The 22,288-nt window shown below is 68.7% G+C and carries 20 protein-coding genes; 13 read left to right on the top strand and 7 right to left on the bottom strand.

What is annotated here, in order from left to right:
• Nucleotides 1-46: 46 nt before the first annotated feature.
• From trmD to AAGI91_03985, 8 genes are all read left to right on the top strand, one after another.
• Nucleotides 47-781 (top strand): tRNA (guanosine(37)-N1)-methyltransferase TrmD, encoded by a 735-nt coding sequence (gene trmD / locus AAGI91_03950; GenBank protein MEM1041762.1) that lies wholly within the window; start codon nt 47-49, stop codon nt 779-781.
• Nucleotides 782-826: 45 nt separating this feature from the next.
• On the top strand, nt 827-1,180 hold the full coding sequence (gene rplS / locus AAGI91_03955) for a 50S ribosomal protein L19 (protein ID MEM1041763.1): 354 nt from the start codon (nt 827-829) through the stop codon (nt 1,178-1,180).
• Between the two features lie 49 nt (nt 1,181-1,229).
• Complete coding sequence (locus tag AAGI91_03960; GenBank protein ID MEM1041764.1) at nt 1,230-1,970, top strand: MqnA/MqnD/SBP family protein; 741 nt, start codon at nt 1,230-1,232, stop codon at nt 1,968-1,970.
• Entirely contained in the window at nt 1,967-2,410 is a 444-nt protein-coding gene (gene smpB / locus AAGI91_03965; GenBank protein MEM1041765.1) for an SsrA-binding protein SmpB, read from the top strand. Before AAGI91_03960 ends, smpB begins: the two co-directional genes overlap by 4 nt.
• An 88-nt stretch (nt 2,411-2,498) precedes the next feature.
• Nucleotides 2,499-3,707, top strand: coding sequence for a tyrosine--tRNA ligase (tyrS, locus tag AAGI91_03970; GenBank protein ID MEM1041766.1), 1,209 nt, complete (start codon nt 2,499-2,501; stop codon nt 3,705-3,707).
• Nucleotides 3,708-3,831: 124 nt separating this feature from the next.
• A complete protein-coding gene (locus AAGI91_03975) occupies nt 3,832-5,835 on the top strand; it encodes a GWxTD domain-containing protein (GenBank protein MEM1041767.1) in 2,004 nt (667 codons plus the stop codon).
• A 77-nt stretch (nt 5,836-5,912) separates the two neighbouring features.
• A complete protein-coding gene (locus AAGI91_03980; GenBank protein ID MEM1041768.1) occupies nt 5,913-8,336 on the top strand; it encodes a GWxTD domain-containing protein in 2,424 nt (807 codons plus the stop codon).
• Nucleotides 8,337-8,471: 135 nt separating this feature from the next.
• A complete protein-coding gene (locus AAGI91_03985) occupies nt 8,472-10,109 on the top strand; it encodes a T9SS type A sorting domain-containing protein (GenBank protein MEM1041769.1) in 1,638 nt (545 codons plus the stop codon).
• 75 nt (nt 10,110-10,184) lie between these two features.
• Here AAGI91_03985 and AAGI91_03990 read toward each other — a convergent pair whose 3' ends face one another.
• From AAGI91_03990 to AAGI91_04005, 4 genes are read right to left on the bottom strand one after another with little or no spacing between them, the layout of a single operon-like run.
• Entirely contained in the window at nt 10,185-10,409 is a 225-nt protein-coding gene (locus AAGI91_03990; protein MEM1041770.1) for a DUF2007 domain-containing protein, read from the bottom strand.
• Between the two features lie 4 nt (nt 10,410-10,413).
• The gene (gene purE / locus AAGI91_03995) at nt 10,414-10,908 is read right to left on the bottom strand and encodes a 5-(carboxyamino)imidazole ribonucleotide mutase (protein ID MEM1041771.1); all 495 of its coding nucleotides are present in this window, start codon (nt 10,906-10,908) and stop codon (nt 10,414-10,416) included.
• Between the two features lie 48 nt (nt 10,909-10,956).
• Complete coding sequence (locus tag AAGI91_04000) at nt 10,957-12,105, bottom strand: 5-(carboxyamino)imidazole ribonucleotide synthase (protein MEM1041772.1); 1,149 nt, start codon at nt 12,103-12,105, stop codon at nt 10,957-10,959.
• A 13-nt stretch (nt 12,106-12,118) separates the two neighbouring features.
• Complete coding sequence (locus AAGI91_04005; protein ID MEM1041773.1) at nt 12,119-14,632, bottom strand: DNA translocase FtsK 4TM domain-containing protein; 2,514 nt, start codon at nt 14,630-14,632, stop codon at nt 12,119-12,121.
• A 177-nt stretch (nt 14,633-14,809) separates the two neighbouring features.
• Here AAGI91_04005 and AAGI91_04010 point away from each other — a divergent pair, with 177 nt between their 5' ends.
• A complete protein-coding gene (locus tag AAGI91_04010) occupies nt 14,810-15,226 on the top strand; it encodes an antitoxin Xre/MbcA/ParS toxin-binding domain-containing protein (GenBank protein MEM1041774.1) in 417 nt (138 codons plus the stop codon).
• Nucleotides 15,226-15,687 carry an RES family NAD+ phosphorylase gene (locus AAGI91_04015; protein ID MEM1041775.1) on the top strand — a complete coding sequence of 154 codons (462 nt, stop codon included), beginning with the start codon at nt 15,226-15,228 and terminating at the stop codon, nt 15,685-15,687. Before AAGI91_04010 ends, AAGI91_04015 begins: the two co-directional genes overlap by 1 nt.
• Nucleotides 15,688-15,745: 58 nt before the next feature.
• Here the strand turns inward: AAGI91_04015 and AAGI91_04020 are convergent, their stop codons facing one another.
• The 3 genes from AAGI91_04020 to AAGI91_04030 form a co-directional block, all read right to left on the bottom strand.
• Entirely contained in the window at nt 15,746-16,342 is a 597-nt protein-coding gene (locus tag AAGI91_04020) for a hypothetical protein (protein ID MEM1041776.1), read from the bottom strand.
• Entirely contained in the window at nt 16,339-17,535 is a 1,197-nt protein-coding gene (locus AAGI91_04025) for an amidohydrolase family protein (protein MEM1041777.1), read from the bottom strand. The genes AAGI91_04020 and AAGI91_04025 overlap by 4 nt, the downstream gene beginning before the upstream one ends.
• A 432-nt stretch (nt 17,536-17,967) precedes the next feature.
• A complete protein-coding gene (locus AAGI91_04030) occupies nt 17,968-19,227 on the bottom strand; it encodes an amidohydrolase family protein (protein MEM1041778.1) in 1,260 nt (419 codons plus the stop codon).
• Nucleotides 19,228-19,374: 147 nt separating this feature from the next.
• Here AAGI91_04030 and AAGI91_04035 point away from each other — a divergent pair, with 147 nt between their 5' ends.
• The 3 genes from AAGI91_04035 (at nt 19,375) to AAGI91_04045 (ending at nt 22,109) form a co-directional block, all read left to right on the top strand.
• Nucleotides 19,375-19,908 (top strand): inorganic diphosphatase, encoded by a 534-nt coding sequence (locus AAGI91_04035; GenBank protein MEM1041779.1) that lies wholly within the window; start codon nt 19,375-19,377, stop codon nt 19,906-19,908.
• Nucleotides 19,909-20,124: 216 nt separating this feature from the next.
• Nucleotides 20,125-21,255, top strand: coding sequence for a glycine cleavage system aminomethyltransferase GcvT (gene gcvT, locus AAGI91_04040; protein ID MEM1041780.1), 1,131 nt, complete (start codon nt 20,125-20,127; stop codon nt 21,253-21,255).
• 80 nt (nt 21,256-21,335) lie between these two features.
• Entirely contained in the window at nt 21,336-22,109 is a 774-nt protein-coding gene (locus tag AAGI91_04045; GenBank protein ID MEM1041781.1) for a 2-phosphosulfolactate phosphatase, read from the top strand.
• Nucleotides 22,110-22,288: the final 179 nt, after the last annotated feature.

Below are 22,288 nucleotides of genomic sequence, written 5' to 3' on the forward strand. Positions count from 1 at the left end.
ATTCGACACTCGTCATTTGTAACTCGACACTCGAACCTGTTCTTTGATGCGAATCGACATCGTCACCGCGCTCCCCGGCCTCGTCGCCGGGCCGCTGGAGCACTCTATCCTCCAGCGCGCCCAGCGCAAAGGGCTGGTCGACGTCCGCGTGCACGACCTCCGCGACTGGGCCGAGGGCAAGAGCCGCACGGTCGACGACTACCCGTTCGGCGGCGGCGGCGGCATGGTGCTCACCCCCGGTCCGCTCTTCGCCTGCATCGAGCAGATCCAGGCCGAGTGGGGCGAGGACGGTGATGACGGCCGCGAGGAGGTCATCTTCCTCACGCCCGACGGCGACCTCCTCGACCAGCCGATGGCGAACGAGCTGTCGCTGAAGCCCCGCCTCCTGCTCATCGCGGGCCACTACAAAGGCATCGACCAGCGGGTCCGCGACGCGCTCGTGACGCGCGAGGTCTCGGTCGGCGACTACGTGCTCTCGGGCGGCGAACTGCCGGCGCTTGTCCTCGTCGACGCCCTCGTGCGGCTCGTGCCCGGCGTGCTCGGCGACGCGCAGTCAGCGCTCTCGGACTCGTTCCAGGACGGGCTCCTCGGCGCGCCGGTCTACACGCGCCCGGCCGAGTTCCGGGGCGAGGCCGTCCCCGACGTGCTCCTCTCCGGCGACCACCGCCGCATCGACGCGTGGCGCGAGACCCAGCGCCTCGCCCGGACCCGGGCGCGCCGCCCCGACCTCCTCGACGCCGATCTGCCAGACGCTGATTCGCTCGACCCTACCACCGACTAACCCGCGTGCCGGCTCGCACGCTCCCACCCGAAACACACAACGATCATGGCACACGAACTGATGGACCTCGTCGAAGCGACGCAGCTCCGCGACGGCATCCCGGACTTCAAGGCCGGCGACACGGTCAACGTCCACGTCCGCGTCATCGAAGGCGACAAGGAGCGCGTCCAGCAGTTCCAGGGCGTCGTCATCGCGCGCGGCGGCCACGGCTCCACGAAGACCTTCACCGTCCGCAAGGTCTCCGGCGGCATCGGCGTCGAGCGCGTCTTCCCGCTCTACTCGCCGAAGCTGGCGAAGATCGAGCGCGTCCGCGAGGGCCGCGTCCGCCGCGCCAAGCTCTACTACCTCCGCGGCCTCCGCGGCAAGGCGGCGCGCATCCAGGAAAAGGGAAGAAAGTGACGAGCTACGGGTGACTGCTTCAAGCAGCCGCTCGTGACTCGGCATCGTCATGCTGCTTCTCGCCCCCGACGTGCCCGCTGCTCGTGCCCTCGCCGAGGCGTGGGCCAGCCGCAGCGCCGTAGCCGGCTGGCAGGCAGCCTCGCTCCGCGACGCCGAGCGGCTGCTCCGCACCGGCGACGCCGACCTCGCCTTCGTCTCGACGCTCTCCGTGCTCCGCGACCCCGATGCGTTCTCCGTCGTCCCCGGCGTGGCGCTCGTCGGCGGTGCGGCAGACCCGGTGCGGCTCGACGTACGAAGCGGGCTCGACGCCATCCGCCGCGTCGGGATCGACCCGCGGCACGCGCAGGAGGCGCTGCTGGCGCAGGTCGTGCTGAAAGAGCTGTACGACGCGCAGCCGAGCTTCGTCCCGCTCGACCCGAGCGCGCCGGAGCCGGCCGACCTCGACGCGGTGCTCCGCGTGGGCGAAGCGGGCAGCGATGGGGTCGCGCTCGACCTCGGGCGCGAGTGGTTCGAACTCACGACGCGCCCGTTCGTGTGGGCGCTCCTCGCGGCCCCGGTCGGGACGGTCGCGCCGGACGAGGCGCGGCACCTCCGCGACATCGCCTTCGGGCACGACGGACCGGCCGGCGCGGGGACCGACCCCGGCATGGGAGGTGTCACGCTCGCGGGCTTCGCCCACGCCGGTCTCGACGAGTGGGTGAACCACCTGTTCTACCACCGCGCTCTCGACGCGGTGCCCGAGATTCCGTTTGTCGTGATCCCCGTAGAGGACGACGAGGCAGAGGCATGAGCGAGGGTGTCAAGGTCATCATCACGAATCGACGCGCGCGGTACGAGTACGAGCTCCTCGACCGGGTCGAGGCCGGGATCGAGCTGAAGGGCTCCGAGGTGAAGTCGCTGCGGGCGGGCAAGGTCAACTTGCAGGAAGCGTTCTGCGCCGTGGACGAGGCCGGGATGCAGCTCTTCAACTGCCACATCGCACCCTACGGCCACTACGCTCACCACGAGCCGACCCGCCCGCGCCGCCTGCTGCTCCACAAGAAGGAGATCGAGAAATTCAGAAAGGGCACCGAGCAGAAGGGCCTGACGATCGTCCCGCTCCGCCTCTACTTCAAGGCCGGCTGGGCGAAGGTCGAAATCGCCCTCGCGCGCGGCAAGAAGCTCCACGACAAGCGCCGCGACATCGCCGACCGCGAATCCAAGCGCCGCCTCGAACGGACGGGTTTATAGTTCCTCGTTTCTAGTTTCTGGTTGAGCACAACGGTCGGTCCTGATAAACCAGAAACCAGAAACGGCAAACCAGAAACGGGCGACGCCCATGCTTTTCCCCCCCCTCGACGACCAACTCGCCCAGATCCGGCGCGGCACGGCGCAGATCATCCCCGAAGACGCGCTCGTCGAAAAGCTCAAGCGGGCCGAGGCCACTGGCACGCCGCTCACCGTCAAGCTCGGCTGCGACCCGAGCCGGCCCGACCTTCACCTCGGCCACGCCGTCGTGCTCCGCAAGCTGCGGCAGTTCCAGGACCTCGGCCACCGCGTCGTCCTCATCGTCGGTGACTTCACCGGGATGATCGGCGACCCGAGCGGGAAGTCCAAGACGCGGCCCGCGCTGACGCTCGAGGAGACGCGCGCGAACGGGCAGAGCTACTTCGAGCAGGCCTCGAAAATCTTAGACCCGGACAAGACGACGATCCGCTACAACGGCGACTGGCTCGGCCAGATGAGCTTCGCCGACGTGATCCGCCTCGCCTCGGGCTACACCGTCGCCCGGATGCTGGAGCGCGACGAGTTCGAGAACCGCTACAAGAAAGGCGAGCCGATCTCGGTCCACGAGTTTCTCTACCCGCTCGCCCAGGCCCAGGACTCGGTCGAGCTGGAGGCCGACGTAGAGTTGGGCGGGACCGACCAGACCTTCAACCTCCTCGTCGGGCGCGACATCCAGAGCGCGGCCGGGCAGGAGCCCCAGGTCTGCCTCACCATGCCGATTCTGGAGGGCACCGACGGCCTCGAGAAGATGTCGAAGTCGCTCGACAACTACGTCGGCATCGCCGAGCCGCCGGAGGAGATGTACGGCAAGACGCTCTCGATCCCTGACGCGCTGATCTACCGCTGGGTCGAACTCGCCACCGACGTGCCGACGGACGATCTGCCCCGCTGGAAGACGTACGCCGACGAGAACCCCCGCGACGCCAAGCACGACCTCGCGCACACGGTCGTGCGGATGTACCACGGTGCCGGTGCCGCCGACGCGGCGCGGCGTCACTTCGAAAAGACTGTGATCCAGGGCGGCGTCCCGGACGACATGCCGGAGGTTGCGGTCGATGGTGAGACGGTTGGGATTATCGACCTCATGCGGCAGGCGGGGTTCGCCAAGTCCAATGGCGAGGCCCGGCGGCTCGTCCAGCAGAACGCCGTCTCAGTCGACGACGAGAAGGTCACCGACCCGTTCGCCGACATCGACCTGGCAGGGGCACCGCTCGTGCTGAAAGTCGGCAAGCGGCGGTTCGCCCGGGTCGTGAGAGCGTAGGGAGCAGACCACCGGGGCACGGATTTGTGCATTTTGCCCCGGCGTCGGACCGTTCGCGGCGGCGGGCTTGCCTTGCGGCGCAGTCGTTGGGATCATATCCTCTCCCGGTCCCCAGCCTCGTCGCATGCTCCGCGCTCTCGTCCTCGTCGCCTTCCTGCTCAGCCCGGCTGCTGCCGCGCAGCCGCACGGGCAGGCGACCGCCGAGCCGCTGGCAGCGGCGCGCGCAGCCTACGCGCAGGGGCACCTCACAGACGCTGTCGCCCTCGCCGAGCGCGCCCTGGAGCGCGACCGGCGGAGCGCCGAAGCCCATCACCTGCTGGCGCTCGCCTACGGAGCACCCGGGCCGCTGCGCGACGAGCGCCGCGCTCGGCGTCACGGGACGCGGGCCGTCGAGATCGAGCCGGACAACGTGCCCTACCTCGAAACCCGGCTCCGGCAGTTTCAGCGTGAACTGAGCGAGGAACGGGCCTTCAGCATGACCGACGGGCGCCGCGCCGCACTCGCCCGCCGGATCCTCGCGCTCGATGCCGCGAGTGCCCTGGCCCACGAGGAGCAGGCGCTTGGGTATTTCCTGGAGTTCGACTGGCGGCGCAGCCTCGCCGCCCGGCAGGGCGGGTGGGACCGCACCGCCGAGCGAGGCATGAGCGGGGCAGCCAACCGTGCCCTCCGCCGCACGGGTAGCCACATCGAGCAGACGCTAGCTGCTGAGCCGCGCCGCGCGTCGGCCCACCGCCTCGCGCTCCGCACCGCGCTCACGGCCCGCGACGACGCCGCCCTCCTCGCCGCCGCCCGCCGGATGAAGGCGGCTCGCCCCGCCGATCCTGACGCCAACCTGTTCCTCGGCCTCGCCCTCCACCGCGCCGGCGAGACCGGAGCGGCCAGCCGGGCCGTCGACGCCGCGCTTGGCGGAATGCCGGAGGCGCAGCGCCTGGCGCTCGAGAGCGTCGCCCGCTTCGTAGGTGCGGACGACGAGGCCGCGTTCGCCGCCGACTCGGCAGCGTTCACCGAGCGCTTCTGGCAGCGCCGCGACCCGCGCCTGCTGACGACCGAGAACGAGCGCCGCCTCGAACACGTCGCCCGCCTCGCCGCAGCGGATCTCCTCTTCGCCGACCCGCGCCGCGACCGCCGGGGCTGGGCGTCCACCAAAGGCGAGGTCGCCGTCCGCTACGGCCTCCCGCGCGCCGAGGCGACATGGCTCACCAACGACATCGTCGGCAAAGACTTCAGCCGCTACAACCGCTGGGCCTATCCGGGCTTCACACTGCTTTTCGAGGATGCCTTCCGCGACGGCGACTACGCCTTCTGGAGTTCGGCCGCTGGCGAGGACGAGGCGACGCGGGCGCGGAGCCTAATGAACCGCATGCCCGAGCGCTTCGACTACGCACCGCCGGACCGCGTCCGGTTTCCGTTTGCCGCTGCGACGTTCCGAGGCGAAGGCGGTGCAACTGATGTCGTCGTCTCCTACCGCACGCCGTCCGGGCGCGAGGACCTGCGTGCCGGGGCCTTCCTGCTGGACGCCGACGGCGGCATCCGCGCCGAGCAGCGAACGACCGGCGGGACGCGCCACCCGGAGATCGGGACGCTCGAGCTGAGCGCCGCACCGGGAGCGTACGAGCTAGCCGTCGAGTTCGAGACGGCGGGTGCCGTCGGGTTCGAGCGCGCCGCGCTCGACGTGCCGGCGTACGCGAGTGGCTTCGGTCTCAGCGACCTGCTGCCGGCGACGGTCGTTGAGGAGGACGCGGGCCGGGCTGAGGTGCTGCGCCGCGGGTTCCAGATCACGCCTGCGCCGGGGGCTACGTTCGCGGCCGGGCAGCCAGTGTACCTCTACTTCGAGGGGTACGATCTCACCCCGGCCGAGGACGGCGGGGGCCAGTACGCCGTCGAGGTCACGCTCCGGCCCGAAGACACGGCGATGGGGCTCGTCCGCCTCGCCCGTCGGCTCCTCGGCGAGCGCGGGCGCGGCGTGGCGGTCGAGTTCGAGGGCTCCAGCCCGGACCGGAGCTTCGGCGAGTACGTCGTGCTCGACGCGCGGAGGCAAGCGCCCGGTCCGTACATCCTCACGCTCCGCCTGCGCGACCTCGCCTCCGGGCGTGCAATAGAGCGTACGACCGCGCTGTTTATCGAATGACGTCCCGCCCGAATGACGAACCTGGCAGACCGGCACGCGTAGCCCCGGCACGCGCCGCCTCCCAAACGAATCCTCCCATGACCACGCACTCGTTCCGCCTCGTTGCCCTACTGACTGCCTGCTCGCTCTGGGCCTCGCCGGTGGCTGCCCAAGACGCGTCGATGCCGGCCTCGCAGGAGGCCCTCGAAGCGGGCATCGAAGCCTTCCGGGACGAGCAGTACGACCTCGCCAAAGCCTCCTTCGAGCGCGCCCTGGTCGCCGACGCCACCAACGCCGAGGCGCACTACATGCTCTCGCGGGTCTACTACGAGACGCCGCTCTTCGACAAGGGCGAGGCCGGGCGCTACATCAAGGAGGCGCGCCAGCTCGACCCGAACAACGTCGAGTTCATGGTGGCCGAGCTGCAGCAGCTCAGGCTGCCGTCGTGGAGCAACGTCGCCGAGTTCGTCCAGCAGGAGAAGCGCCGCACGCTCGCCCAGCAGATCCTGGCCGTCGACTCGACGAACGCCTTTGCCCACGAGGAACTCGGCGCGACCTACATCCGCGACTTCTGGCTCTACCGCAACGCGGTTTCGTTCCCGACGCTCGCCATCAACCGCCTCGAGTATGACCCCGACGAGACCGAAGAACTCGGGCGGACTACGCTTGCAGAGGAGAACCCGACGGACCCGACCCAGCTTTTCCAGGACCCGGAATCGAACGTTGCTCGTCCTCGCGCTGCCGACTTCGTCGCTGCCGAGGGGATCGACGTCACCAACCCGTTCGACATCGCCACGCTGAAGGCGCAGGGGGCGGGCGTGCTCGACCTCAGCAGCCGCGCCGACAAGGCCTATGACTCGGCCATCGGTCACCTCGAAAAGGCGCTCCAGTATGACCCCCGCCGCCGCCCGGTCTACGACCACCTGATGCGTCTCCACGCGCTCAACGAGTCCTACGACGAAGCCCTCACGCCGCTGGAGCGGATGTTCGTCTTCTTCCCCGAGGACCCGGAAATGTGGACCTACCTCGGCCTCGCCAACCACCGCGTCGGGCGCACCGACGCCGCGGCCAAGAGCTTCGAGGAGGCGTTCGAGCGGATGAGCGAAGAGGAGCGGGCGGCCTTCAACGATCTCGGGCTGATCCTTTCCGACGAGGACCAGGCCCGCTACCGCGCCGACCCCGTCGGCTTCGCCTCGCGCTTCTGGACGAGCCAGGACCCGCGCTACCTCACGCCCTACAACGAGCGCAAGCTGGAGCACTACGCCCGCCTCGTCTACGCCGACCTGCTCTACGCCGCCGAGGACGTCGACCTGCGGGGGTGGGACACGCAGCGCGGCCGCATCCTCGTCCGCTACGGCCCGCCGCCGTCCGACGTGACGATCGTCGGCAGCTTCGGCGAGGTCATCACCGGCTTCGGCCTCAACGTCGGCGCGGCCGAGCTCGAGTCCGGGCGCCGCTTCGGCGAGCGCTTCGACATCGCCGACCAGTCGAACCTCTTCAACGTCTGGGACTACGGGGCCTTCCAGTTCGTCTTCGAGGACCCGCTGCGCAACGGCGAGTACCGCCTCTACTCGCCGCCGGCGGACTACTTCGGCGACGTCTCGGCCGGGTTCATCGAGAAGATTGACTACGAACTCGTCGCGCGCCAGACGTTCCGCGAGCAGCCCGAGCGCTACGAGTACGAGCCGCCGGGCCGCGCCGTCCGCATCCCGTACCTCGTGAGCGCCTTCAAGGGCGAGGGCGGGACCGCCGACCTCTTCGTCAGCTACGGCATCCCACTCAGCGACGGCGCGGACCTGAGCGGCGACCTCGTGGGCCTCACCGTCCGGACCGGCACGTTCCTGATCGGCGGCAACCGGGACATCGAGGTCGAGCGCCGGCGGACGCTCTACGGGCTCAAGACGAGCCAGGTCGCGTCCTTCGAGGAGACGACGATCTGGACCGACACCCAGGCGATGGAGGCGCAGCCGGGCGAGGCGACGGTCTCGGTCGAGTTTGAGACGGCCGGCGGCGGGACCGAGGCCGCGCAGCGCCGCGAGGTGACGGTGCCCGACTTCTCGGGTGGCCTCGCGCTCAGCGACCTGATGCTCGCCTACCAGGTGGAAGAAGACTTCGGACCTGGCGAGGACGGCGTCAGCGGCGGGCGCGTCCGCCGCGGCGACTTCGTGCTCCAGCCCGCGCCGTGGAGCGTCTACAACCGCCGCCAGCCGGTCTACGTCTACTTCGAGACCTACAACCTCGACCAGAACGACGCCGGGCAGAACCAGTACAGCGTCGAGGTGGTGCTCAAGCCGCAGGACACCTCGCGCGGCCTCGTCCGCCTCGCCAAGAACCTCTTCGGCGGCGACGACGGTGGCGTCTCGGTCGAGTTCGAGGCCGGAAGCACCGGGCCGGACGACGCGACCTACGCCATCCTCGACGCGAGCGACCAGGAGCCGGGGCTCTACACGCTCGCCCTCCGCGTCCGCGACACCCTCACCGGCGAGACCACCGAGCGCACCCGCGATCTCTACCTAGAGTGACCGGTGGCGCGGCACGTTGGACCGGGGCTGTTCTCCTGGCGGAGGACGGCCCTGAATTTTTTCTGGCAGGCGTGAGGGGATCCGGACAAAAAAAGCGATAGGGGGGTGTAGATCCTCCATCAACCCTCTACCGCTATGAACCGCTTTGCTCTCCTCCTTCTCCTAGTCGCCCTCCCGGCCTCTGCCCAAGACTGGACCGCCATTCCCCTGGGGACTTCGGGCACGCTCCGCGCCATCGAAAACACCAGCTTCAGCCAGAAATACGTCGTCGGCGATGGCGGCTTCGTGGCGCAGTCGAACCCCGACCGCACGGTGTGGACGCCAGTCAGCGTTGGCACGTCGGCCGATCTGCACTCCGTCATCCAGCCCGCGTTCAACCAGACTTGGGTCGGCGGCGCGGCCGGCGCTGTCCGCGTCAGCGACAACGTCGGAAACTGGTTCGTCCGCGACATCCCGAGCGGCGAGACGTTCTACCTCTTCACCCGGAGCAGCACCCAGGCCCTGGCCGCCGGCAGCGGCGGCAGCATCTGGAAGTCCGAGAACCTCGGCGAGGACTGGACGCTGAACTACACCGGGAGCGTGCCGCTGCGGGCAGGTGTCGGCGGCACGTTCGGCGACGGCTGGGTGGTCGGCGACGCAGGCACGATCCTCAAAGGCTCGGACGGCGGTGCCGTGTGGACGCCCGTCGCCTCGGGCACGACGCGCGACTTGCACGCTGTCCGGTTCGGGTCAGGCGTCTCCGTCATCGCCGTCGGTGAGGCCGGAACCATCCTCACCTCGACCGACGGTGCGGTGTGGACGCCGCGCCTGAGCGGGACGGCGCACACGCTCCGCGATGTCTCTAGAAGCAAGCAGAATGCGGATTTCCTGCTCGCTGTCGGCGACGACGGGGTCGCCCTCAAGTCCACCGACGGCGGTGTGCTGTGGTGCCGCCTGACGACCGGGGTCCCGACCGACCTCCACGCTGCCGAGATGGCGAGCAACGCCGAGTACGTCGTCGCCGGCGACGACGGGCTGCTGCTGCGCACGACGACGAGCGGCGGGGACTGCGTGCCCGGCATCGACGCGACGCTGGAACGGGTCGGCAGCGGCTCGATTCCGCCGGACGGAGGGACGATCCAGTACACCGTCGCCCTCACGAACCCCTCGCCGGAGACGCAGACCTTCCAGGCGTGGGTCGACGCGGTGCTTCCCAACGGAAACACGCTGGGTCCGCTCCAGGGGCCGGTCCCACTGACGTTCGCGCCGGGGCAGTCCGTGGGGCCGATTTCGTTCACCGAGCAGGTACCCGCAGGGGCACCTTTCGGAGTCTACCGGCTCCGGCTGCGCGTGGGCGACTTCTCGACCGGAGCCTTGCTCGACGAGTCCACTGTGACCTACACGAACTTCAACGCCCGCGTGACGGGCGACACGAGTCTGGACGATTGGCAGACGCTGGAGGGAAGTCTCACAGAGACCGCAGCCGACGGAGCATCGGTCGAGGCTACTGTGTCCCAAGCCAGAGCGTCGGAAGCGGCCGTGCTGGAGGCGGTCTACCCGAACCCGGTGGGCGGCCAGGGTAGCCTCCGCTTCTCGCTCCTCGAGGCCGGTCCCGTTCGCCTCGCGGTGTACGACGTGCTCGGGCGCGAGGTAGCGTGGCTGGCCGAAGGGTGGCGCGAGGCGGGCACCCACACGGCGTCCTTCGACGCGGGTACGTTGCCGAGTGGCACGTACGTGGTTCGGCTCTCGGCAGCAGGACAGGTGCACACGCAGCGCGTGACGGTCGCCAGGTAGCTCAGAACACTGCCCGCGACGGGCGACGGGCCGTCCTCCAGCAGGAGGGCGGCCCTTACCTCTGAATAGTCGTCCTCAGGTGGCCTCCTCGCCGCCGGGCAACTCGCCGGCTTGGCGCAGAATGGACAGCGCCTCGTCCGCAGCGTCGGCCGGGACTTGGACCCGGATGCCGCCGTCGGCGGGGAAGAGGTTGCCGTACGCGTTCGCCACGAAGCAGACGACGCCTGCGTCTTCGAGCAGGGCACGGGCGAGGTGGGCCTGGTGCGCGAGCGGGTAGGTCGCTACCGTGACGAGCCGCATCGGACTATATACTTCCCCGCACGCGCTCGTCCATCACCTCGACGCGCTCGATCTCGGCCGCTCGGAAGTCGGCGAGCTTCTGGGCGAGCGCCTCGTCGGCGAGGGCGAGAATTTGCACGGCGAGGAGCCCTGCGTTCTTCGCCTGTCCGATGGCGACCGTCGCGACGGGTACGCCGCCCGGCATCTGGACAATCGAGAGGAGTGAGTCGAGGCCGCTCAGCGCCGACGACTTGACCGGCACGCCGATGACGGGTAGCGCCGTGCTCGCGGCGAGCATCCCCGGCAAGTGGGCCGCCCCGCCCGCACCGCCGATGAGGACCTTCAGCCCGCGCTCGCGAGCGGACTTCGCGTAGGCCGTCATCCGGTCCGGCGTCCGGTGCGCCGAGAGGACGCGCATCTCGAACGGGACGCCGAACGTTTCCAGCATGTCGGCGGCGGCCTGCATGGTCGGGAGGTCGGACTCGCTGCCCATCGCGATGCCGACGAGGGGGTCTGGCATATAATCTGAGATGAGGTAGGGGTTTGATTAATCAAACCCCTACGGTTGCTATAAACGAATCAATCTGGCAGCCCGTTCGGCGCGGGCGCGGGTCTCGGCGGGATCGGTGCCCGTCGCGGTGACGTGGCCCATCTTGCGCTTCGGGCGCACGTCGGCCTTACCGTAGAGGTGGAGACCGACGCCGGGGACGGCGAGGGCGTCCGTAATCTCCGACGTCGTCACGCCGTCGCGCGCGCCGAGGACGTTGACCATCACCGCGACCGGCACGCGGAGGTCGGGCGAGCCGAGCGGCCAGCCGAGGACGGCGCGGGCGTGATTCTCGAACTGCGAGGTGTGACAGGCTTCGATCGAGTAGTGCCCCGTGTTGTGCGGGCGCGGCGCGAGTTCGTTGACGAGAATCTGCCCGTCCTCGGTCTCGAACAACTCAACCGCCGTGATCCCGACCCCGCCGACGGCTTCGACCGCTGCAAGACCGACACGCCATGCTTTCTCGGCTGTGGCGTCGGGGATGTCCGCCGGGACGACGACGGCGTGGCAGCGGTGGTCGCGCTGCTCGGTGTAGGCGACGGGGTAGGTGACGTGCGAGCCGTCGGGATGCCGGGCGATGAGGACGGTCAGTTCCTGCTTAAACGCGACGAACGCTTCGACGAGGAGGCCGTCCTCGGCGGCGAGGTTGGGCCACGCGGCGCGGAGGTCGTCCGGGGTGCGAGCGGTCGCGTTGCCGTAGCCGTCGTACGAGTGGGTGTACTGCTTGAGCAGGACGGGATAGCCAAAACCTTCGGCCGCCGCGAGCGCCTCGTCGAGGTTCGAGCAGAGCTTGAAGTCGGGGAGAGGAAGGCCATCGCCGGCCAGGGTCTGGCTCTGGCGGCCTTTGTGGCGGATGAGGCGGAGCGTCTCGGGGCGCGGCCAGAGGGCGGCGTCGGGGGCGGCTTCGGCGAGGATATCCGCCGGTGCCCACTCGCTTTCTACCGTTATTGCATGGCATCCTTTCGACCATGCGCGCAGCACTTCGGGGTCGGTCCAGTCAGCGACTGTCACCTCGCCGAGTCCTTCGACCGGCGGAGCGGGTTTCGGGACGAGAAACCGGACGCTGACGCCCATCGGGATCGCCGCGAGCGCCGTCATCCGCCCGAGCTGCCCGCCGCCCAGGATGCCGAGGGTAGGGCCGGTGGACAGAGGACGGTGGACAGAGGACAATGTCTGCTGCTCGCTACTCGCCATCCTCCACCTCTTCCTCGCCGTGGAGCAGCATCTCCAGCGACTCCAGGTCGCCGACGAGCACGTCGCGCGCCTTCGACCCCTCGAACGGGCCGACGATCCCGGCGTCCTCTAGCTGGTCCACGATGCGCGCCGCCCGCGTGTAGCCGACTGAGAGCTTCCGCTGCAGGAGCGATACCGAACCCTGCTGGCTGCGAACGATCACCCTCGCGGCGTCCTCGAACAGGTCGTCGCGGTCCTCCTCGCTCGTCGGGCCGAAGACGTCGGTGCTCTCTTCGGTTTCGAGCGGCGGGAGGAGGTAGGGCCCCGCGCCCTTCTGCCCGCCGATGTGGGTCACGACCTGCTCGATCTCGGCGTTCGAGACGAACGGTCCCTGAAGGCGGGTCATCCGGCTGCCGTTCATGTAGAGGAGGTCGCCGTTGCCGACCAACTGCTGCGCGCCGCCGGTGTCGAGGATCGTCCGGCTGTCGATCTTGGACGAGGTCTGGAAGGCCATCCGGCTCGGGAAGTTAGCCTTGATGAGCCCCGTGATGACGTCGACGCTCGGGCGCTGCGTGGCCAGGACGAGGTGGATGCCGACGGCGCGGGCCATCTGCGCGAGGCGCGCAATCGGCGGCTCCACCTCCTTGCCGCTCGTCATCATGAGGTCGGCGAGTTCGTCGATGATGACGACGATGTAGGGGAGGTGCCGGTGGTCATCCTCGGGGCTGAGCTCGCCCGCGCGGACTTTGGCGTTGTACTCCTTGATTCCGCGCACGCCCGCTTCGGCGAGGAGGTCGTAGCGGTCCTCCATCTCGCGCTCGCACGACTTGAGCACGCCGGCCGCTTGGGTGAAGTCGGTGATGATTGGGTCCTCGGCCCCTTCGGGCAGGGCAAGGAAGTGGTCGAGAAGTACCTGGTACGGCCCGAGCTCGATCTTCTTCGGGTCGATCATGACGAACTTGAGGTCGGCCGGGTGGCAGGCGTAGAGCAGTCCGACTACGAGGCCGTTCAGCCCGACCGACTTGCCCGCGCCGGTTGCGCCTGCGATCAGCAGGTGCGGCATCCGGGCGAGGTCCTCGATGCTGACCTCGCCCTGGATGTTCTTGCCGAGCGCAACGGGGAGGTCCATCTTGGCGTCGGTGAAGCGGGCCGTCCCGAGGACGCTGCGGAGGCGCACGAGCTCGCGCTGCCGGTTCGGGATCTCGACCCCGATCGCCGACTTGCCGGGGATCGGGGCGAGGATGCGGATGCCGGGTGCGGCCATCGCCATCGCGAGGTCGTCTTCGAGCGCAGTGATGCGGCTGATCCGCACGCCCGGCGCGGGCGTCAACTCGTAGCGCGTCACGGTCGGCCCGACGACCGCGTTAATCTCGGTGATCTCGACCTTGTAGGTCTCCAGCTTGTCGAGGAGCACCTGCTTGTTCTCCTCGATCTCGTCGTAGTCAACGCCGGCCGAGGCGTCGGGCTCGTCGAGCAGGTCGATGGGCGGGAAATCGTAGGGGAGGGTCGCCGCAGTCGGCTGCTGGTGCAGCGCGCCGAGGTCGCCCTCGGCCTCCTCGACCGGCCCCTGCACCCGCAGCGTGGGTTCGAGTTTCGGAGCTGCGGGCCGAGTGGCGGGCGTTGCGGGGTGGGGCTTCGGCTCGGGCGTGGGCGGCTCCGCCGGCGTCGGCGCTTCGACCACCGGCGGCGTCGGCACCGGTGCCTTCCTTTCCCTCTTCTCTTTCTCCTCTCTCTTCTCCCGTTCCGCTCTCTTCCGCTCTTCCGCACGTCCGCTCTTCCGCTCCTTCACCTTCGCCTCGCGCGCCGACCGCCGTTCGGCTGTGTGAGCCTGGCGCGCCTTTTTCCGGCGGGCACTGGCGTCGCGGGCATCGCCCCACTTCTGCTTCGCGCTGCTCCGCAGCGAGGTCACCGACGCCTCGGCCCGGTCGAGCGTGATCTGGATGTCGCGGTCGATGATGAGCAGGAGCGCGACGATCGCCGCGACGATGAGGAGGATCAGCGAGCCCGTCGCGCCGACGAGCTGGGTCATCCAACCCGCCACGCCGAGGCCGACCTCGCCGCTCCAGAGCGCGAGCGTCGTGCCCGGACCGTCGGCGAACCACCCGAAGAGCGTCGAGGCGAGGAACGTGACGACGAGTGCGAGGAGGCTCAGGATCGGCAGGAAGACCGTTGTGCGCTGGCGGAAGAAGACGTAGCCCCACGCCCCGAGGAGAAGGGCGAGGAGCACGACCGGGTAGCCCAGAAAGTGGGGGACGAGGGCGTGCGACAGCGCCGCCCCGATGAGGCCGAGCGCGTTGTCGGTCGAGGCCCCGCCGGGGCGGAGCGCGTCGCGCCAGGAGAAGGCGTCGGCGAGCGCGTCGTCGGCCGGGCTGTAGGTGACGAGCGCGAGCGTGACGAGGAGCGCGAGCGCCATCAGCACGAGGCCGAAGACCTCTTTCTTGCGCTGCGCGGAGACGAGGCCGGCGTCGCGCTGCTTGGTGGAGCGGCGCTTTTTGGGCTTGGGGCGAGTCGAGGATCGGCTCACAGGGGTCGGTCGATCCGGTGGGCGGGAGGCGGCGGGGAAGCCATAGCGGAATATACAGACGGGATTTCGGGAATGGGAGGAGTCAGGGGACAGAGCAAGGGCTGGGAGAGCGAAGTGGAACCTCTAGCACTCTACCATTGTACCTAGCCATATGGCGTATCTGACGTGCCATCTGACATGAAAAGTTCTGCCCCCTACGGCTGGTCGCTCGGCCTCCGCGCCCGTTCCGCTGCCGAGGCCAGCAGCCGCGTCCGGCAGGGCTTCTCCGCCGCCGCGCTCGACCGGCTTCGCCAGCGGCTCGACCTCTCGCCGGAAGAGACCGCCGAAGCCCTCGGCACCTCATCCCGCACACTCGCCCGGCGCCGCAAGGAAGGGCGCCTCGGGGCTGCCGAGTCGGACCGGCTCTACCGGCTCGCCCGGCTCTACGAGCGCGCCGTCGAGGTATTCGAGAGCGAAGACGACGCCCGGCGCTGGTTCCGGCTCCCACAGTGGGCCCTCGGTGACCGCACCCCGCTGGCCTTTGCCCGCACCGAACCCGGTTCCCGCGAGGTTGAAGCCTTGCTCGACCGCATCGACTACGGCGTGCTAGCCTGATGACTGTTGCGTGGCGCGTCGTGAAGGAAGCCTACGCTCGCTCTGCCTTCGACGGCGAGGGAGCGCGGCGCTCGGGCGGACGCTTCAACAGCCGCGGCACCGCCGTCGTCTACGCGGCCGACTCGCTCGCCCTCGCGCTCCTCGAAGTCGCCGTCCACCTGCCCTCGTATCACGGCCTGCGCGGTCGCGTTGGCTTCCAACTCGGTATCCCGGACGGGTCGGTCGAGGTGCTCAGTGAGGACGACCTGCCCGCCGACTGGCAGGCCACGCCGCCCGCTCGCGCCGCGCAACTCCTCGGCGACGCGTGGGTGGCCGAAGCTCGGTCCGCCGTCTTCCGCGTGCCGAGTGTCATCGTCCCGCACGCCTACAACTACGTTCTCAACCCGGCTCACCCGGACTTCGGCCGCGTCGAGATCGGCGCCCCGGAGCCCGTCCCGATTGACCCACGCCTCATGAAGTAGAGCGGTATGTCCCCACGCGACCCGGCTGTAGCGATGAGGACATGTATCGGGCTGTGAGCTACCACTCCGTTCGCTGTGCGCTGAAGGCAGTGTCTGAAAAGGTGACTATTGATTTGCCGCCATCTGCACCAGTCACGTACCCCTCGATAGTCCCTTCCATGAGTTCGCCTCTCACCTCTGCCCTGTATACGAGCGTGCCTTCGTTGTTGAAATGCATACGGGCAGACTTGGACTTCCCCGGAGCTACATCTTCGATTGTCTTTTCTACTCCGGGGCCTTCGATCTCGAAACGGGTTATGGTTTCCTGACCCTCATTCTCCAAAACGACAGTAAACCGGGTCATGCTGTTGATGCCGAGTATTATCACGATGAGGCAGACAGGAATATTGAGCACCATGACACTAACAGCTTTGCCTACCCTAGGCCCCCAGAGCTGTCCCACAGCATGCCGCTTAAAAGCATAAGCGATGACGCATACGAACCCTATCGCGACAGATACGAGCCCTCCACGGATGGTAAACATACCGATGAGGGGCAGACTGTCCCACCGGGTAATCTCATAGAGGAGATAGACAGCCACGCCTACCGTCATGGGCAGAATGCCGCACAGCATGGCGACGCGGTAGAAGACGATCCCGGCTCTGGAGTCACTCATCGGCATTCGTCTACGACGACCTCGCCGCTGGCAATGACGGTGCAGACGTGCGAGGTGTACTCGAACGGGTCGCCGTCGAAGAGGACGAGGTCGGCGTCCTTGCCCTCGGCGAGCGAGCCGACGCGGTCGTCGATGCCGAGGATGCGGGCTGGCGCGAGGGTGATCGTCTCGAGCGCGCCTTCGGTGCCGAGGCCGTGGGCCGCGGCAACCGCCGCCTCGAAAAGCACGACGCGGGTCTTGGGAACGTAAGCCTCGTACCCGCTCTGGATCGCCACCGGGATGCCTCGGTCGCGGAGCGTCTTGGCCGTCTCGAAGCTCGCGTTTTTGGCGTCGCCGTAGGGGCGGATCATCGTCGGGTGGAGGATGACGGGGATCTGCCGGTCGCTCAGGTGGTCGGCGACGCGGTAGGCCTCGGCCCCGCCGTCGAGGACGAGGCGCAGGCCGAACTCGTCGGCGAGGCGGAGGGCGGTGAGGATGTCGTGGGCGCGGTGGGCGGTGACGAGCGCGGCGACCTCGCCGGAGAGGACGCGCGCGAGGGCCTCGTTGCGGAGGTCGCGGCTCGGGCGCTTGGCCTCGTCCTCGTCGGCCATCCCCTCGGCGTAGCGCTGCGCGTCCAGCAGCGCCTCGCGCAGCATGGCGATCTCCTTCGAGCGCGTCCCCGGCGTGTCGAAGTTGCGCCGGATGCCGGAGCCGAGGACGAAGACCACCATCGGCGCTTCCTCGACCAGACCCTCGGCGACGGTCTCGGCCGCCGTCTTGAAGATCGCCGTCTGCCCGGCCACCGGCGCGCCCGGCGACGGCCCGGCGTGGACCGTCGTCACCCCGAACGAGAGCACCCAGTCCACGAGCGCCTCAGTCGGGTCGTAGGCGTCGATGGCGCGGAGCTCGGGCTGGATCGGGGCGGACGTGTCGAGGTGGTCCTGGTCGCCCTCCTGGTTGAGAATCCCCGACAGCCCGACCGTCGCCCGCGCGTCCACAAACCCCGGCGTCACGACTGCCGCATCGAGCACGCGGTACCCATCAGGAAGCACAATCGCCGCCGCCGGACCGACGGCCTCGATCTGCCCGTCCGCGCTCGTGAGCACGACCCCGTTCTGGATCGGGTTGCCCTCCATCGTGTAGACGAGGTCGCCCCGCACGGCGAGTTGGGCGTGGGCGGTGGGGATGAGCAGGAGCAGTAAGATGAGGCGCATGATCTATTGGGAGCGGTAATGGGAAGATGTCAATCGCTGACGTTCTGAAGCAACCAGCCATCAGAACTTGACTTCGCGTATGTGAACATGAGATGCGTTGTGTCACCTTCCAGGGCATAGAGATGAACGCTGTAGTGCGGTCGGCTCGGGTCGTCTGTAGAGTAGAGACCTCGCACGCTGTATTCGGGTTGGCCAACTGCGCAGAGGGCGTAGGCTCTGGCATCACGTTCTACTTGCTCACTGCTCGGTAGGTCGTTACAGCCAGTGAGGAGTAGAAACGCGAGGAAAGCGATTTGCTTGAGGGTCACCTCAGGATTCAAAGTTGTCATTGCGAGCGTAGCGAAGCAATCTCCAGAGGGATGAAGCCAGGTTGGGAGATTGCCACGTCGCCTTCGGCTCCTCGCAATGACAGGCTTGGTTGGATGAGGACGCTTAGTGCTCGTGCAGGTGGGCAGCGCCGGTGTGGTAGACCTCGTAGCCGCCGACGGCGTAGGCGCGGTCCTCGGGGTTGGCGCGGTCGAAGACCTTCTTGCCGTCGAGGTAGGTCTGCTCGACGTGGGTGTAGGTCGAGAGCGGGTCGCCGGAGAGGACGATAAAGTCGGCGTCCTTGCCCGCCTCCAGCGAGCCGAGGCGGTCGTCGAGGCCAAGCATCCGCGCCCCGGCGAGCTTGACGGAGGCGAGGGCGGCCTCGCGGCTCATCCCGGCGCGCACGCCGAAGGCGGCCGAGCGGAGGAAGAGGCGGCTGTCGGTGATGAGATCGTCGGTGTGGTAGGCCACGTCGGCGCCCGCCGCTTCGAGTACGCCACCCGTGACGAAGTACAGCTCGTCGGCCTCGATCTTGCCGCCCGGCGAGTCGAGGACGATGATGGAGGCCGGGGCCCCGGCGGCGGCGATTTCGTCGGCCACCTTCCAGCCTTCGGAGATGTGGTGAAGGACTGGGGTGAACCCGAACTCGTCGCCGAGGCGGAGCGCCGTCAGGATGTCGTGCGAGCGGTGGGTGTGGAAGTGGACGATCCGCCGCCCGTCGAGGACTTCGAGGAGGGCTTCCATTTCGAGGTCCATCGGGTGGTCGGCGTCGGCTTCTCTTTTCTCGCGGTACTGCTGCGCTTTGAGGAAGTGGGTGCGGACGAGCGCGGCGCTCTTGGCGCGCGTGCCGGGGAACGGGCCGCTCTCGCGGATCGAGTTGGTGCCATTCGCCATCTTCATCCCGCCGCAGATGCCGGTCCGCAGGTCGTCGCAGAACAGCATCTCGTCGACCGTGAGGACGCGCCGGGGCTTGAGGTAGACCGTCTGCCCGCTCATCAGGTGGCCCGAGCCGGGCATGATGTTCATCGTCGTGATGCCGCCGGCGCGGGCGCGCCAGAAGCTGTCGCTCGACGGGTCGATGGCGTCGAGGATGCGGACGGCCGGGTGGAGCGCCGCCGAGCGGTCGCCGCCGTCGCCCTCGCCGACGTGCGAGTGGGTGTCGACGAGGCCCGGCATGATGACCTTGCCCGAGACGTCTACCTGCTGCGTCCCCGGCGCGAGGTTCGTGCGGACCGGCCCGACCTCGACGATCCGCCCGTCCTCGACGACGAGCATGCCGTTTTCGATGGGCGGGCCGGAGACCGGATAGACCGTCGCGCCGACGTAGGCCGTCGGCTGCGCGAGGGCAGGTGCAGTGAGGAAGACGAGAAGGAGAGCGAGTCGCATGGGCAGTCGGGGTTCGGCGTGGCGGAAGGTACTCGACGGGCTGCACTGCCGCCACCGGCCGCTGCCCGGAACGGCAAGGGCCGCCGCCTGGAACGGCGAGGGCCCCTGCGCCGTCCACTGTCCTCCGCCCACTGTCTACCGGCTCCCATGCATCCCTGGCACGACCTCCCGCTCGGCACCATCACCGAAGAGATCAACGTTGTCATCGAGGTCCCAAAGGGTGGGACGGTGAAGTACGAACTCGACAAGGAGAGCGGGATGCTGCGCGTCGACCGCGTGCTCTACAGCGCCGTCTACTACCCGGCCAACTACGGCTTTATCCCCCGCACCCTCGGCGGCGACGGCGATGCGCTCGACGTGCTTGTGCTGATGGACCAGCCGGTCGATCCGTTCAGTATTCTCACGGCGCGCGCCATCGGCGCGCTCCCGATGGTTGACGAGGCGGGAGAGGACGAGAAGATCCTCGCCGTCTGCTCCGGGGACCCCGGCTACGCCCACTACACCGACCTCGCCGACCTCGCCGACCACCAGCGGCACCAGATCGACCGGTTCTTCCAGGACTACAAGACGCTCGAGAACAAGATGGTGACGACGAAGGAGTTCATGGACCGGGCCGCCGCGCTCGACGTGATCCGCGACGGGGCCGACCGCTACGCCCGGACGTTTCCCGAGAGGGGATAGGAGAGCCGCCGCAGCGCGTAAACAACCTGAGATGTGTGGTACAGAGCCGGGAGGGCTACGACGGCAGGCTGCTGACTCCGGGGCATCCACTTCCTCTGCTTGTCATCTGACCCCACGCCGAGCCACCTCTGCGCTCGGCGTCTCCGATTGCACAGCCGGCACGGGAGATAGTACCTTGCTCAGCACCTCGCTCTCCGCCACCCCACGCCCGCCCGCATGGAGTCCTCGGTACCCACGCTGCAACGCACCCCGCTCTACGAAACCCACTGCGCGCTCGGCGCGCGGATGATGCCCTTCGGCGGGTTCGAGATGCCGGTCCAGTACGCGGGCATCCTCGACGAGCACCGGGCCGTGCGCGAGGCGGCGGGCCTGTTCGACGTGTCGCACATGGGCGAGGTCATGGTCCAGGGGCCGCAGGCGTTCGACTTCGTGCAGCACCTCGTCACGAACGACGCCGCGGCGCTCTACGACGGGCGGGCGATGTACACCGTGATGTGCAACGACAACGGCGGGGCGGTCGACGACCTGCTCGTCTACCGCTACGGCGAGGAGGCGTACCTGCTTGTCATCAACGCCTCGAACATCGACAAGGATGTGGCGCACATGCGGTCCGTCCACGCGGGCAGGGGCTACGACTGCGCCGTGGACGACGTCTCGGAGATGATGGGGCTGCTCGCGCTCCAGGGGCCAAAGGCGTTCGACGTGATCGCCGAGGTGACCGACCTGCCGGCGGCGGAGATCAAGTACTACCACTTTATGCGCCCCGAGCCGGGGGCCTTCCTCGGCTGCGACAAGGTCACGCTCTCGCACACCGGCTACACCGGCGAGCCCGGCCTGGAGATCTACTGCGAGGCCGAGCACGCCGAGCGCATCTGGAATACCCTCCTCGAAGCGGGCGCGCGGCACGGCCTCCAGCCTGCCGGCCTCGGCGCGCGCGACACGCTCCGCCTCGAGTCGGGCTACTGCCTCTACGGGCACGAACTGACCGAGAAGACGACGCCGCTCGAAGCCGGGCTCGGCTGGGTGACGAAGCTCGGCAAAGATCACTTCGTCGGGCGCGGCTCGCTGGCGGCCCAGCGAGAGCAAGGCGTCCGGCGCAAGCTCGTCGGGTTCGTCATCGAGGGGCGCGGCATCCCGCGCCAGGGCTATCCCATCGTCGACGCGGACGGCGAACCCGTCGGCGAGGTCACGAGCGGCTCGCAGTCGCCGGTGCTCGGCCAGGGCATCGGGCTAGGCTACGTCCCGAACGACCCCGATTTCACCACGCCCGGCCAGACCGTCGGCATCTCCGTCCGGGGCCGCGTGCTCCCAGCGACGATCACGAAGCCTCCGTTCCACAAAAGCTGACGCGCGCCGCGCGCGTGCTGACGCACGGCTGGCACCCGCGCCGGCTACTATTCGGCTCACCCCACGGATTTAGTCATACGATGAACGTCGAAGTATACCTGACCGCCCACTCGGCCACCGAGGACGACCTCAAGGGCAAGACTGTGATCGTGATCGACGTGCTGCGCGCCAGCTCCACGGTCGTGACCGCGCTCGACCACGGCGCGCGCGCCGTGATCCCGGTCGCGGACATGGCCGACGCCAGCCGGATCAGCGCCCACTCCGACGCCTCGACGAGCCTCCTCGGCGGCGAGCGCGGCGGGACGAAGATCGACGGCTACGCGCTCGGCAACTCGCCGCTGGAGTACACCCCCGAGGCCGTCCAGGGCAAGACGGTCATCTTCACGACGAGCAACGGGACGCGCGCCGTCACGAAAGCGCGCGGCGCGGCCCAGGTCGCGGTCGGCTGCTTCCTGAATGCGAGCAAGGTGATCGAGTTCGCCTGGACCGCCGGGCAGGACGTGGTCCTCCTCTGCGCCGGCTCCGACGACCGCGCCGCGCTCGAAGACATTCTCTGCGCCGGGCTGATCCTGAACCAGCTCTGGGACGGTCAGGAGCCGCAGGGCCGCTCCGACGCCGCCCACATCGCGCTGACGCAGTACGCCCAGGACCAGGGCGACCTCGCCACGACGCTCGCCCGCAGCAACCACGCCCGGCACCTCGTCGAGCTTGGCTTCGAGGACGACGTGGCCTACTGCGCCCAGGTCGATGCCGTCTCGCTGCTCCCGGTCTACCACGACAGCCGCCTCGTGCTCCAGAACCCCGACCAGGCGAAGATGTCGTCGAAGACGGTCTCGGAGACGGTGACGGAGTAGCGAGAGGGCGAGAGGGCGAGAGGGCGAGAGGGCGAGAGGGCGAGAGGGCGAGAGGGCGAGTCAAGAAAAGCCGACCAAGTTACCGAGACCGCTGCGCAAAGCGCCACCGTCTGACCGTCCACCGTCTGACCGTCCACCGTCTGACCGTCCACCGTCTGACCGTCCACCGTCTGACCGTC

It is taken from the genome of Bacteroidota bacterium, from assembly GCA_038746285.1.
Taxonomy (GTDB): domain Bacteria; phylum Bacteroidota; class Rhodothermia; order Rhodothermales; family JANQRZ01; genus JANQRZ01.